This is a genomic window from Vibrio sp. CB1-5, from assembly GCF_059412285.1.
This window is the reverse complement of sequence record NZ_JBJHPB010000009.1, coordinates 18,227-32,123: the sequence shown is the minus strand read 5'-3', so window position 1 is coordinate 32,123 and position 13,897 is coordinate 18,227. Positions and strand designations below refer to the sequence as shown.

The following is a 13,897-nucleotide window of genomic DNA, read 5'->3' as shown; positions in this document are numbered from 1 at the left end:
TAGTATGGTTAAAAAGTTAGAACCAACACTCAAAGCGTTTCACTGGAAAGGTGTTAACAGCCAAGGACAGAAAGTCTCAGGTCAAACACTGGCATTGACTGAGCCTGAGGCGCGCGAAACCCTTAAACAGCAACATATTCAGGTTCGTAAGCTTAAAAAACGCAGTATTTCTACTTGGACTAAGCTGACTCAGCGCATCAAAGGCAAAGACATCACCATCCTTACCCGTCAGCTTGCCACCATGCTCAGTACAGGTATTCCCATTGTTCATGCCATCAAACTGATTGCCGACAATCAGGCCAAAGCGGAAATGAAATCAATACTCTCCCAAATCAGCAAAGGACTGGAAGCGGGTACGCCGATTTCACGCGTGATGCAGGTGGCAAGTCGCCATTTTGATAGCTTTTATGTGGATATGGTCGCCACTGGAGAAAACTCAGGCAACCTAGCCGGTGTGTTTGAGCGCTTGGCCGATTATCGAGAAAAGCAAGAAATGCTGCGATCAAAAGTCGTCAAAGCGCTGATTTATCCTGTGATGATCTTACTCGTGTCACTTGGTGTTACCTACCTGATGCTCACCACTGTAGTCCCGGAATTTGAGTCGATGTTTCGCGGCTTCAATGCCGACCTTCCTTGGTTTACCCAGCAAGTGCTCAGTCTTTCAGCGTGGTTTCAACAAAATGGCTTTTTGAGTATTAACCTGTTTATTCTCGCCACTTTTGGTCTAAAGGTCGCTCGTCAGCGCAGTTTTAGCGTGCAGCTTTACACTAGCCGCCTTGTATTACGGATTCCTATCATAGGCCAAGTGATCACGAAAGCCTCCATAGCTAAGTTCAGTCGTACCCTATCCACCAGCTTTAGCGCCGGCATTCCAATACTGTCGAGCATACAAGCCAGCGCGAAAACCGCGGATAATCTCTACTACCAACAGGTGATTCAATCTATCCACTCCGATATTGTCGCTGGTACACCAATCCACCTAGCGATGCGTCAAGCTGATGCCTTTCCTGAAATGGTACTGCAAATGGTAATGATTGGTGAAGAGTCCGGCACCCTTGATGACATGCTCAATCGGGTGGCGGCTATTTATGAAGCGGAAGTCGATAATACCGTGGATAACCTAGGCAAGATCCTCGAGCCCTTTATCATTGTTTTTCTAGGAACCCTCGTTGGTGGGCTTGTGGTCGCAATGTACCTTCCTATCTTTAACTTAATGACCGTAATAGGCTAACATAGACATTAACTTATTGATTTATTTCCTGTGTAGCCGCAAATGGACGTGTTGATTTATTACCCTTGGTTGTTTGTTGTATTCGCAGCCATTCTTGGCTTAATTGTCGGAAGCTTTCTCAACGTGGTGATCCATCGATTGCCTATCATGATGGAGCGCGGCTGGCGCGAAGAGTGTGCAGAAGCCTTCCCTGAATACAAGATAACGCCGCCAGAGGGACGTTTTGATCTCAGCATTCCCTGCAGCAGTTGCCCGTCATGTAAAACGCCCATTCGCATTATCGACAATATTCCGCTATTAAGCTGGCTGTTACTCAAAGGTCGCTGCCGTCACTGCGAGAGCAAAATCAGCATCCGCTATCCGCTTGTCGAGCTTCTTACTGCGGTTCTTAGTGCTACTGTGGCTTGGCAGCTGGGTTTTAGCTTCTACAGTGTGGCGCTGATTGCCATGACATTTGTGCTTATCGCAGCAACCTTTATCGACCTTGATACTATGCTGCTACCCGATCAGCTCACCATGCCTCTACTTTGGGCAGGGATTGCCCTCGCCTTGTTCGGCATCTCTCCAATCACTCTGCAAGAATCTGTGATTGGCGCTATCGCGGGCTACCTTTGCCTCTGGTCTGTCTATTGGCTGTTTAAGCTGCTAACTGGCAAGGAAGGTATGGGCTATGGCGATTTTAAGCTACTCGCCGCTCTGGGCGCCTGGCTCGGCTGGGCACACCTACCAATGATTATTTTACTTTCCTCGGTTGTTGGCGTTGTGTTTGGTTTAATTCAGCTTAGAATGCAAAACAAAGGTTTAGATGTGGCGTTTCCGTTTGGCCCTTACCTAGCGATTGCTGGCTGGGTTAGTGCGCTATGGGGCGATGCCATCACGCACTTCTATTTGGCGACGGTAACGGGAGTATACTAGTGGGATTTGTAGTCGGCTTAACGGGTGGTATTGCGAGCGGAAAAACCACCGTGGCCAACCTGTTTCATCATGAGTTTGGTATCGACCTTGTCGATGCAGACGTTGTAGCGCGCGACGTAGTTGAGGTTGGCTCTGAAGGTTTAAATGCATTAGCACAGCATTTTGGTCGTGATATTTTGCAAACTGATGGCGCATTGGATCGCGCAGCGCTTAGAGCACGCATCTTTGCCAATGATGAGGAAAAGCAGTGGGTAAACAACTTACTGCACCCGATGATCCGCCAGCAAATGCAGCAACGTCTTAATGCTTCGAGCAGCCCATACACCTTGCTCGTGGTTCCTCTACTCATCGAGAACAGTTTACAAAGCATGGCCGACCGCGTGCTTGTGGTCGATGTCGCCGCTGACACACAAATTTACCGAACAATGACACGTGACGGGGTGCCCGAACAACAGGTGCGTTCTATACTCAAAGCACAAGTCGATAGAGATACCCGGCTAATGCATGCAGATGATGTGATTGATAATAATACTGACAACGCTCAACTTTTGCCCCAAGTCACACAATTGCACCAAAAGTACCTAGCATTATGCGGTAAAAATCGGTGAAAATAGCAAGGAAGCGTTTAAAGGCTAGCACATGATCACAAATAGATTCGAACACCCTCTTAACGAAAAAACCAGAATATACCTAAGAGTTGAATCTCTACTGAGACAGCTACAGCATTCCTCGTCTTTTTCAGATAACTACCAGCACCAGATCTTCTTTAAGTCTCTGTTTGATTTACTAGAGATTTTTGAGCAGATCCAACTTAAGAGCGAGCTGGCTAAGGATCTTGAAAAACAGCGACAAACCTATAGAGCCTGGCTCAATATCGACGATGTCGATCAAGAGATGCTTGGGTCGATCTTAGGCGATCTCGACAGCGTGCACCGTGAACTGATGGGCGCAGAACGTTTCGGTCAGTCTTTTAAAGAAGACCGATTCTTGAGCGCGATTCGTCAGCGTTTTGGGTTGCCAGGTGGCGCATGCTGTTTTGACTTGCCAACACTGCATCACTGGCTGCATTTGCCTATCGACAAGCGTATGCATGATGCTGAAATGTGGTTGGCGTCACTCAAGCCTCTGATGAACGCGCTGCACTTGTGGCTAAAACTCACTCGTGAAACCGGTCGCTTTAAACCGAAAATTGCGCGTTCAGGTCTGCTTCAAAGTGAGGCTGAAGAGGCGAATATCATCAGACTCAATATTCCAATGCATTACGGCGTTTACCCAATGGTATCAGGCCATAAGAGCCGCTTTACGGTGAAGTTTATTGCTTTTGAGTCAGGGCAAGCCTACCCTAACGATGTTGAATTTGAATTAGCGATTTGCAGTTAACCTCCAACTCATTTGACTGCAAACTCAGTGAACTGTCACACTCAGGAATTATTATGAGTAAACCAACTGTTGTCCCATGTCCACAGTGTCAAAAAGACGTGGTATGGGGCGAAGAGAGCCCGTTTCGTCCATTCTGCTCTAAGCAGTGCCAAATGATTGATTTTGGTGAGTGGGCGGATGAAGAAAACACCATTCCGGGCGCACCAGATATGTCGGACAGCGATGGCTGGTCGGAAGATAATTACTAATACCTAGAGCCTCCGTCGGAGGCTCTTTTTTTATGCCTTTAAATCTCAGACATAAAAAAAGCGGAGTCCAAGGACTCCGCTTAATCTTTGAGAACGCTAGTAAAATAGCATTACTTCTTAGCAAGTTTCTCTTTGATACGAGCAGACTTACCAGAACGCTCACGTAGGTAGTACAACTTGGCACGACGTACTGCACCACGGCGTTTAACTTCGATGCTATCAACCATTGGAGAGTGAGTTTGGAACGTACGCTCAACACCTTCGCCGTTCGAGATCTTACGAACAGTGAAAGCAGAGTGAAGACCACGGTTACGGATAGCGATTACAACGCCTTCGTAAGCCTGTAGACGCTCACGGTCACCTTCTTTTACTTTAACCTGAACTACAACAGTGTCACCTGGTGCAAATTTAGGTAGGCCTGATTTCATTTGCTCTTCTTCAAGAGCCTTGATGATGTTACTCATGTTCTTAAATTCCTAGAATAAACTGATACTAAATTAAATAGGTTACTTGCTGTTAGTTCGAGTTTCTTTAATGAACTCGGCAAGTAATTGTTCCTGTTCGTCAGTCAGAGCTAGGTTTTCCAGGAGCTCCGGTCTTCTTAGCCAAGTACGGCCTAACGACTGTTTTAGTCGCCAGCGACGAATATCCTTATGGTTGCCAGACTTGAGGACACTTGGTACCTCTAAATCTTCTAACACCTCAGGGCGCGTATAGTGCGGGCAATCTAACAAACCATTTGCAAAAGAATCTTCTTCTGCTGAAGCAAAATCGCCTAGTACTCCCGGAACAAACCGTGAGACTGAGTCGATTAGCGTCATGGCTGGGATTTCCCCACCAGTCATCACAAAATCTCCGATTGACCATTCTTCGTCAACCTCAGTTTGGATGATGCGCTCATCTACCCCTTCGTAGCGTCCACAAATCAACACAAGGTTGTCGTTTTTCGCTAGTTCTTCTACCCCAGCTTGGTCGAGCTTGCGACCTTGAGGAGAAAGGTAAATGACTTTCGTCTTACCCGGTGATGCCTGTTTGGCTGCGTGAATGGCATCGCGCAATGGCTGCACCATCATCAACATGCCAGGACCACCACCGTAAGGTCTATCATCGACAGTGCGATGTTTGTCGTGAGTGAAATCACGAGGATTCCATGTCTCAATCGACAGTAGACCTTTTTTAACCGCTTGACCTGTTACTCCATAATCAGTAACGCTGCGGAACATGTCTGGAAACAGGCTAATTACGCCAACCCACATCTGTTCTCTCGCTCTATTGAGTTACTAAAAATGAATTAGAATCCAGGATCCCAGTCAACTTCGATCCGTTGAGCTTCGCGATCAACATTTTTGATCACTTGCTCTTCAAGGTACGGTACTAACCGTTCCTTTTGCCCAAAAGCATCTTTCAGATTTGCTTTCACAACCAAAACATCGTTCGAACCCGTTTCCATGATGTCAGTTACTTCCCCTAGGTCATAACCTTTCGTGGTCACTACTTTCATACCGAACAATTCGCGCCAGTAGAATTCATCTTCTGACAGCTCTGGTAGCACAGCTGGGTCGATCGCAATCTCAAAGTTGGTCAGTAGGTGAGCTTCTTCACGAACCTCAAGACCTTCTAGTTTACACACCATACCTTTGTTATGGCGCTTCCAACTTTCGACTTTGTACTCTACCCATTCATCCTTTTGGTTAATATACCAAGGGCTGTAATCGAAAATACTTTCAGGATTGTCTGTGTAGGTAAACACCTTAAGCCATCCGCGAATGCCGTAAGTAGAACCAAATTTACCTACAACAATTCTTTCGTCTTGATTGCTCATTGTGTCTTTACCTTTCATCGACGACATACTGCTTACTTAACTAGAATTAAGCCGCTTTTTGAGCGTCTTTAACTAGCTTAGCAACGCGGTCAGAAACTGTTGCGCCTTGACCAACCCAGTGGTTAACGCGCTCTAGGTCTAGACGTAGACCTTCTTCTTGACCTTTAGCAGTTGGGTTAAAGAAACCCACTTTCTCGATGAAACGGCCAGTTGCTGCATTGCGGCTGTCCGCTACTACGATTTGATAGAATGGACGCTTCTTAGCGCCGTGACGTGCCAAACGAATGGTAACCATATCGTCCTCTTTGCTTTCTCAATAATAAAAATGACCTCAGAAATGTTTCTCAAATGAGCAACCTGAGGTCTCGTGCCAAAATAAAGCCTCGGAATTTTACTCTTATTCCGAGGCATTGCAAGGGGTTTAGCTATTTTTTCACCAGTTTTTGGGCGCTGGTGAAGATGTGAGCTGGATAACAGTTTGAAAGATCAATGAGTTGCTTTCACTCGCTCTATTACCCTTCTCGAATCGCGAGATTATCGGCCAAACGGATTACCACCGCCGCCCATACCGCCCATGCCACCCATCATGCCCTGCATATTACGCATCATGCCGCGCATGCCACCTTTCTGCATCTTCTTCATCATCTTCTGCATCTGGGTGAATTGCTTGAGCAGGCGGTTCACATCTTGTACCTGAGTACCAGAACCTGCCGCGATACGTTTTTTGCGAGAACCTTTAATAAGCTCAGGACGCTGACGCTCTTTCATGGTCATCGAGTTGATGATGGCTTCCATCTGCTTGAACATCTTGTCGTCAACTTTATCTTTGACGTTGTCTGGCAGGTTAGACATGCCTGGAAGCTTGTCCATCATGCCCATCATGCCACCCATGTTCTGCATCTGGCCAAGTTGTTCGCGGAAGTCTTCAAGGTCAAAGCCTTTCTTCTCCTTGAACTTCTTCGCCATTTTCTCTGCTTTCTCAGTATCGACATTGCGCTGAAGGTCTTCGATAAGAGAAAGGACGTCACCCATACCTAGGATACGTGAAGCCACGCGATCTGGGTGGAACGGTTCGAGTGCGTCGGTCTTCTCACCCACACCCAAGAACTTGATTGGTTTGCCTGTGATATGGCGAACTGAAAGTGCCGCACCACCACGTGCATCACCATCCACCTTAGTCAGGATTACACCTGTTAGTGGCAGTGCATCACCGAAGGCTTTCGCCGTGTTCGCCGCATCTTGACCTGTCATGGCATCAACCACGAACAGAGTTTCAACTGGGTTGATTGCCGTATGAAGCTGCTGGATTTCATCCATCATTTCATGGTCAACCGCTAAGCGACCTGCGGTATCGACAATCAGTACGTCGTAGAATTTCTTCTTAGCGTGCTCGATTGCAGCATTAGCAATATCGATAGGCTTTTGATCGGCTGTCGATGGGAAGAAGTCCACACCCACATCACCAGCTAGCGTTTCAAGCTGCTTGATTGCCGCTGGACGGTAAACGTCGGCAGACACAACCAATACTTTCTTTTTCTCGCGCTCGTTTAGAAGCTTAGAGAGCTTGCCTACACTGGTGGTTTTACCGGCACCTTGTAGACCCGCCATAAGAATGACAGCTGGCGGCTGCGCAGCAAGGTCAAGCGCTTCATTCGATTCCCCCATGACTTGCTCAAGCTCAGCTTGAACAATCTTGATGAACTCCTGACCTGGCGTGAGTGATTTAGACACCTCAACACCAACAGCGCGCTCTTTAACACCTTTGATAAACTCACGAACAACTGGCAGAGCAACGTCCGCCTCAAGTAGCGCCATACGAACTTCGCGTAGCGTGTCTTTGATGTTGTCTTCGGTCAGACGACCTTTACCGCTGATGTTCTTCAGCGTTTTGGATAGACGATCCGTTAAATTCTCAAACATTTCTTTCTCTTCGCTTCAAACTGGGCGATCAATTGCAGTGAGTATACCTTAGCCAGCAGTGAGAGTCATATCTAACAAGATCAAATACGAGTCAATAGTTTTTACATCTGACGTAGCCCAATAGGACGATGCAGGGTATAATTCGTGCTCTAAGCAATCGATTTTTTAGGAAAAATGGACAGTTTAATCGCAATTGCGGCCGCCATACTTTATGGCTTGGCCATCGCAACAATCATCCCAGGCTTGGTCAACCAGGTAGGGATCCGTACAAAAACTGTTCTGGTTAGTGCTGTTCTCGCGCTGACGTTTCACGCAGTATTGCTCAGCGACTTAATCTTCAGTGGCACCGGCCAGAACCTAAGTATTCTTAACGTCGCTTCACTGATTAGCTTCATCATCTCGCTATTTATGAGCGTCGCGATGGTGAAAACTCGTATTTGGTTCTTGCTTCCTGTGGTCTACAGCTTCGCGGCAATCAATCTCAGTGCGGCTGCGTTTGTGCCGACGGCCTTTATTACCCATCTAGAGCACAACCCGAAACTGTTGATTCACATTTCATTGGCATTGTTCTCTTACTCGACGCTGTCTATTGGCGCACTGTATGCATTGCAACTAGCGTGGCTTGATCACAAGCTGAAAAACAAGAAAGCGCTAACGATTAACCCTAACCTTCCTCCATTAATGATGGTGGAAAGACAACTTTTCAATATCATCCTCATCGGCACGGGCTTATTAACCGCTACCTTGATCACAGGTTTTGTATTTGTCCAAGATATGTTTGCTCAAGGCAAAGCCCACAAAGGCGTATTGTCATTGTTAGCATGGATTGTCTATTCAGTGCTGCTTTGGGGACACTATCAAAAAGGCTGGCGCGGCAAAAAAGTTACATGGTTTGCAGTCGCGGGCGCCACACTTCTCACTCTCGCTTACTTTGGCAGCCGCTTTGTAAGAGAGATCATCTTGAACTAAGTCGACCTTAGACGCACTACAACTAAAGGCGCGTTGACAATAGGGATTAAGTAGTTCATAAATTAACCAGCTATTAACTAAAGGAATTCTAGGGCATTGGACGACATTTCGACCGGTATTTTATTTGCAATCCTTGCAGGTCTAATTGTAATTTCCGGCTATTTTTCAGGTTCAGAGACAGGGATGATGTCTTTGAACCGATACAGACTTAAACACTTATCTAAAACAGGCCATAAAGGGGCAAAGCGCGTTGAGAAACTGCTTAGCCGCCCTGACCGACTCATCGGCCTGATCCTAATCGGTAATAACCTCGTTAATATATTGGCGTCTGCAATCGCTACGGTACTTGGCCTGCGTCTATTTGGTGACTTAGGTGTCGCAATCGCTACCGGTGCACTGACTATGGTCATCTTGGTGTTTGCGGAAGTCACGCCAAAAACACTTGCCGCTCTCTATCCTGAGCGAGTGTCGTTTATGAGCAGTATCGTACTCACCATCCTGATGAAACTGCTCTCGCCCCTGGTAATCCTGGTTAACTTCATTACTAACGGCTTTATCCGCTTACTTGGCTTACGAGTCGATCATAACGATGAAGACCATTTGAGCTCGGAAGAGCTGCGCACCGTGGTAAATGAAGCAGGCTCGCTTATCCCACGTCGTCACCAAGATATGCTGATTTCGATTCTCGACCTTGAACACGTGACCGTGAATGACATCATGATCCCACGTAACGAGATCACCGGCATCAACATTAATGATGACTGGAAATCGATTGTTCGCCAGTTGACCCACTCTCCTCATGGCCGAGTGGTGCTGTATCGTGATCAAATTGATGAAGTGGTAGGAATGATCAGGCTACGTGAGTCGTATCGTTTGATGCTAGAGAAGAATGAGTTCACGAAAGAGACCCTACTTCGCAGTGCTGATGAGGTGTATTTCATTCCAGAAGGCACGCCACTCAACGTGCAGATGCTCAAGTTCCAGCGCAACAAAGAACGTATTGGCCTCATTGTTGACGAATATGGCGATATCAACGGTCTAGTGACGCTTGAAGATATCCTGGAAGAGATCGTTGGTGAGTTCACCACATCGATGGCGCCAACGCTGTCCGATGAAATCACACCGCAAGGTGATGGCAGCTTCTTAATTGAAGGCAGTGCCAATATCCGTGATATCAACAAAGGTCTGAAATGGACGCTACCGACCGATGGACCGCGCACCCTAAATGGCCTTATCTTAGAATACTTGGAAGATATTCCTGAGAGTCACCTAAGTGTGCAAGTTGCTGAGCATCAGATGGAAATTGTCGAGCTAGAAGAGAACCGCATCAAGATGGTCAAGGTTTTCCCAAAAGCGAAAAGCAAGAGCTAATCAGCAAACTCAATACGGCTATGAACACATAAACAAACGGCACCGAAAGGTGCCGTTTTGCTTTAATTTACTTGTAGATAATTAGGATATCGAGACTAGTTGATGTTAGGACCAAGCCATTTCTCAGCTTCTTCCAAACTCCAACCTTTACGGTCTGCGTAACTATCTACTTGGTCTTGCTGAATTTGAGCAATCGCAAAGTAGCGAGAATCAGGGTGTGAGAAGTACCAACCCGATACCGAAGCACCCGGCCACATTGCATAACTTGTGGTTAGCGACATGCCAATGGTTTCTTCTACATTCAGCATTTCCCATAGCGAGCCTTTTTCTGTGTGCTCTGGGCACGCTGGGTAACCCGGTGCTGGGCGAATGCCTTGATATTTCTCGCGAATAAGGTCGTCATTTGACAGCGCTTCATCCGCAGAGTAGCCCCAGATTTCTTTACGAACTTTCTCGTGCAGGTGCTCAGCAAAAGCTTCGGCTAATCGGTCAGCTACCGCTTGGATCATGATGGCATTGTAGTCATCACCTTGCGCCTTGTATTCATCAGCAAGTTCACGCTCGCCAATACCGCCGGTTACCGCAAAGGCGCCAATCCAATCTTGCTTGCCACTCTCTTTCGGCGCAATGTAGTCCGATAGACAGTAGTTAAAGCCTTTTGGCTTCTCAGTCTGCTGACGAAGATTATGAAGTACGGTACGAACTTCACTGCGCGTCTCATCTGTGTAGACTTCGATATCGTCACCCACAGAGGCTGCCGGGAACAGTGCACACATGCCCGCAGCTTTTAGCAGCCCTTCTCGTTCAACGCGATCAAGTAGGTCGTTGGCATCTTTGTACAAGCGCTTGGCCTCTTCTCCTACTTCTTCATGTTCTAGAATGGCTGGGTATTTGCCCACCAGCGACCAAGTCATAAAGAATGGTGTCCAGTCAATGTAATTGCGCAGTGTAGCGACATCGAAGTCTTCAAACACGTGTACACCCGGTTTAGCCGGTTTTGGTGGTGTGTAGCTCTGCCAATCGATATCAACCTTGTTTTCACGCGCTTTTTCCAATGTGACAGGCTTAGTGCGTGGCTTTTTACGATTGTGCTGGTCACGAACGCGCTCGTAATCGATATCTAGCTTCTCAACAAACGCTGGTTTTAACTCGTTAGAAAGTAGCGAAGTACATACACCTACCGCGCGTGATGCGTTATTTACATAAACCACAGGCTCGCTGTAGTTCTGCTCAATCTTAACCGCAGTATGTGCTTTTGATGTCGTCGCGCCGCCAATCAGTAGCGGTAGGTCGAAGCCTTGACGCTCCATCTCTTTGGCGACATGAACCATTTCATCAAGCGATGGAGTAATGAGACCTGACAGGCCAATAATGTCGACGTTTTCTTCTTTGGCGACTTTGAGGATCTTTTCACAAGGCACCATGACGCCAAGGTCGATGATCTCGTAGTTGTTACACTGCAAAACCACGCCAACGATATTCTTACCGATATCGTGAACATCGCCTTTAACGGTCGCGAGAAGGATCTTGCCGTTGCTCGAACCTGCTTGTTTGGAAGCGTTGATATAAGGCTCTAGATGCGCCACGGCCTGCTTCATAACACGAGCCGATTTTACTACCTGAGGAAGGAACATCTTACCTTCACCAAATAGGTCACCGACCACGTTCATACCATCCATTAACGGGCCTTCAATTACCTCGAGAGGTTTTGAGGCATTGACGCGCGCTTCTTCGGTATCTTCAACAATGAACTCAGTGATGCCTTTCACGAGAGCGTGCTCTAGACGCTTCTCTACTGGCCATGTACGCCACTCTAGCGCACTGGCATCATCTTCTTTACCAACGCCTTTGTTAGCGTATTCAGCGGCAATATCAAGTAGTCGCTCGGTACCATCATCACGACGGTTGAGAACTACATCTTCTACCGCTTCACGCAGTTTGTCTGGAACGTTGTCGTAGATCTCGAGCTGACCGGCATTAACGATACCCATGTCCATACCATTCTTGAAACAGTGGTAAAGGAACACGGCATGAATCGCTTCACGTACATAGTTGTTGCCACGGAACGAGAACGAAACATTTGATACGCCACCAGAGATCATCGCATGTGGCAGGTCACGTTTGATATCAGCAACGGCCTCGATAAAGTCGACTGCGTAGTTGTTGTGCTCTTCAATACCTGTCGCTACCGCGAAGATATTCGGGTCAAAGATAATATCCTCTGGTGGGAAGCCTACTTCATCCACAAGAATGCGATAAGCCTTGCTACAAATCTCTAATTTACGCTCGCGAGTTTCTGCCTGACCCACTTCATCAAACGCCATCACGATAACGGCTGCACCATAGCGGCGGATCAGCTTCGCTTGCTCGACAAACTTCTCTTTGCCTTCTTTTAGCGAAATGGAGTTAACAATGCCTTTGCCTTGGATACACTTAAGACCCGCCTCGATGACTTCCCACTTAGAAGAGTCAACCATGATAGGCACTTTAGAAATCTCAGGCTCAGAGGCACAAAGATTTAGGAATCGAACCATACAGGCTTCGGCATCCAGCATGCCCTCATCCATGTTGATATCGATGATCTGCGCGCCATTTTCAACTTGCTGACGAGCCACCTCTAATGCTTCGTCATACAGTTCTTCTTTGATAAGACGCTTAAAGCGAGCAGAACCTGTCACGTTGGTACGCTCACCAACGTTGATGAATAGGGATTCTTTTTCAATAGTTAGCGGTTCTAAACCGGAAAGTCGACAAGCGGTAATCAGCTCTGGAAGTGGACGAGGCGTCACCCCTTCTACGGCGTTTGCCATCTGACGAATATGCTCTGGCGTGGTACCACAACAGCCACCCACTAGGTTTAGGAAACCGCTTCGTGCCCACTCACCAATATGTTCAGCCATGTCTTCTGGTGAAAGATCGTATTCACCAAAGGCATTCGGCAGGCCTGCATTCGGGTGAGCCGAAACAAAACCTTCGGAGATGCGAGACATCTCTTCAACATATTGCCTTAGCTCATCTGGACCAAGTGCACAGTTGAGACCGAAAGAAAGTGGCTTCACATGGCGTAGTGCGTTGTAGAAAGCTTCGGTGGTTTGTCCTGACAGAGTACGACCAGAGGCATCGGTGATGGTGCCTGAGATCATGACCGGAAGCTCGATACCTAGCTCTTCAAATACGGATTCAACCGCAAATGAACAGGCTTTTGCATTTAGGGTATCGAAGATGGTTTCAATAAGGATTAGGTCACTGCCGCCACGAATCAGCGCGCGAGTGGACTCTGAGTACGCTTCCACCAGCTCATCAAAGCTTACATTACGGTAGCCGGGATCATTTACATCAGGAGAGATTGAGCAGGTACGGTTTGTTGGACCAAGCACACCGGCTACGTAACGAGGACGTTCTGGCGTTTTTGCCGTCCACTCATCAGCAGCAATTCTGGCAAGCCTAGCCGCTTCGTAGTTGATTTCCTCACTTAGCGATTCCATCTCATAGTCAGCCATGGCAATCGTAGTGGCGTTGAAAGTATTGGTTTCAAGAATATCCGCACCCGCTTCTAGGTAAGCGCTATGGATCTCTTTAATAAGATCTGGCTGAGTTAACACTAAAAGATCATTGTTGCCTTTAAGATCACACTGCCAATCTGCAAAACGCTCGCCGCGATAGTCCTCTTCTTCAAGCTTGTATCCTTGGATCATGGTGCCCATACCACCATCGATCAAAAGAATACGCTGCTTGAGCTGATTTTCTATCTGCGATTTCTTGTCTTGAGCTTTCTTGCCTTGAGCATAGCTGCTTTCAACGTACTTACTGCTTCCCACGATACTGCCTCATTCCTTGCTAATGCTGTCATCGTATCATAGATTTTTTAGAAATCTAGACGTCTAAAAAATCTTTACTGACTTGTTATCCCCTCAAACTATCGGACTCTTAAAGCAGAAACAAGTTGTTCATGGTCTAGTAAGTCCACGGAGCGAATAAAAAACACCGACATCACCTGAGTCGCTCTAAACTATAAAATTGACAAATGATTTCACAAACAGT

The 13,897-nt window shown here is 47.1% G+C and carries 13 protein-coding genes; 7 read left to right on the top strand and 6 right to left on the bottom strand.

Annotated features, from left to right (window positions below; genetic code table 11):
- Positions 1 to 4 precede the first annotated feature (4 nt).
- The 5 genes from ACJB0T_RS08815 to yacG are packed head-to-tail and all read left to right on the top strand — an operon-like array spanning position 5 to position 3,774.
- Positions 5 to 1,231 carry a type II secretion system F family protein gene (locus ACJB0T_RS08815; protein WP_479288696.1) on the top strand — a complete coding sequence of 409 codons (1,227 nt, stop codon included), beginning with the start codon at positions 5 to 7 and terminating at the stop codon, positions 1,229 to 1,231.
- A 42-nt stretch (positions 1,232 to 1,273) separates the two neighbouring features.
- Positions 1,274 to 2,146 (top strand): prepilin peptidase, encoded by an 873-nt coding sequence (locus ACJB0T_RS08810; RefSeq protein ID WP_479288695.1) that lies wholly within the window; start codon positions 1,274 to 1,276, stop codon positions 2,144 to 2,146.
- Positions 2,146 to 2,754 (top strand): dephospho-CoA kinase, encoded by a 609-nt coding sequence (gene coaE / locus ACJB0T_RS08805; RefSeq protein WP_479288694.1) that lies wholly within the window; start codon positions 2,146 to 2,148, stop codon positions 2,752 to 2,754. The genes ACJB0T_RS08810 and coaE overlap by 1 nt, the downstream gene beginning before the upstream one ends.
- Positions 2,755 to 2,785: 31 nt before the next feature.
- Positions 2,786 to 3,526, top strand: a complete 741-nt coding sequence (gene zapD, locus ACJB0T_RS08800) for a cell division protein ZapD (RefSeq protein ID WP_479288693.1) — start codon at positions 2,786 to 2,788, stop codon at positions 3,524 to 3,526.
- 53 nt (positions 3,527 to 3,579) lie between these two features.
- The gene (yacG, locus tag ACJB0T_RS08795) at positions 3,580 to 3,774 is read left to right on the top strand and encodes a DNA gyrase inhibitor YacG (protein ID WP_042475855.1); all 195 of its coding nucleotides are present in this window, start codon (positions 3,580 to 3,582) and stop codon (positions 3,772 to 3,774) included.
- Between the two features lie 110 nt (positions 3,775 to 3,884).
- Here yacG and rplS read toward each other — a convergent pair whose 3' ends face one another.
- The 5 genes from rplS to ffh form a co-directional block, all read right to left on the bottom strand.
- Positions 3,885 to 4,238: a 50S ribosomal protein L19 gene (rplS, locus tag ACJB0T_RS08790; protein WP_006074418.1), complete on the bottom strand. Its 354-nt coding sequence runs from the start codon at positions 4,236 to 4,238 to the stop codon at positions 3,885 to 3,887.
- Between the two features lie 42 nt (positions 4,239 to 4,280).
- The gene (trmD, locus tag ACJB0T_RS08785; RefSeq protein WP_479288692.1) at positions 4,281 to 5,030 is read right to left on the bottom strand and encodes a tRNA (guanosine(37)-N1)-methyltransferase TrmD; all 750 of its coding nucleotides are present in this window, start codon (positions 5,028 to 5,030) and stop codon (positions 4,281 to 4,283) included.
- Positions 5,031 to 5,065: 35 nt separating this feature from the next.
- Positions 5,066 to 5,596: a ribosome maturation factor RimM gene (gene rimM, locus ACJB0T_RS08780; RefSeq protein ID WP_479288691.1), complete on the bottom strand. Its 531-nt coding sequence runs from the start codon at positions 5,594 to 5,596 to the stop codon at positions 5,066 to 5,068.
- Between the two features lie 46 nt (positions 5,597 to 5,642).
- Positions 5,643 to 5,891: a 30S ribosomal protein S16 gene (gene rpsP / locus ACJB0T_RS08775; protein ID WP_042475851.1), complete on the bottom strand. Its 249-nt coding sequence runs from the start codon at positions 5,889 to 5,891 to the stop codon at positions 5,643 to 5,645.
- Between the two features lie 239 nt (positions 5,892 to 6,130).
- A complete protein-coding gene (ffh, locus tag ACJB0T_RS08770) occupies positions 6,131 to 7,516 on the bottom strand; it encodes a signal recognition particle protein (protein ID WP_479288690.1) in 1,386 nt (461 codons plus the stop codon).
- A gap of 174 nt (positions 7,517 to 7,690) precedes the next feature.
- Between ffh and ACJB0T_RS08765 the strand changes: the two genes are divergently transcribed.
- Both ACJB0T_RS08765 and ACJB0T_RS08760 read left to right on the top strand, forming a co-directional pair.
- On the top strand, positions 7,691 to 8,485 hold the full coding sequence (locus tag ACJB0T_RS08765) for a cytochrome C assembly family protein (protein ID WP_112459445.1): 795 nt from the start codon (positions 7,691 to 7,693) through the stop codon (positions 8,483 to 8,485).
- 96 nt (positions 8,486 to 8,581) lie between these two features.
- Positions 8,582 to 9,856, top strand: a complete 1,275-nt coding sequence (locus ACJB0T_RS08760; RefSeq protein ID WP_479288689.1) for an HlyC/CorC family transporter — start codon at positions 8,582 to 8,584, stop codon at positions 9,854 to 9,856.
- A gap of 95 nt (positions 9,857 to 9,951) precedes the next feature.
- Here ACJB0T_RS08760 and metH read toward each other — a convergent pair whose 3' ends face one another.
- A complete protein-coding gene (gene metH / locus ACJB0T_RS08755) occupies positions 9,952 to 13,674 on the bottom strand; it encodes a methionine synthase (protein ID WP_479288688.1) in 3,723 nt (1,240 codons plus the stop codon).
- Positions 13,675 to 13,897: the final 223 nt, after the last annotated feature.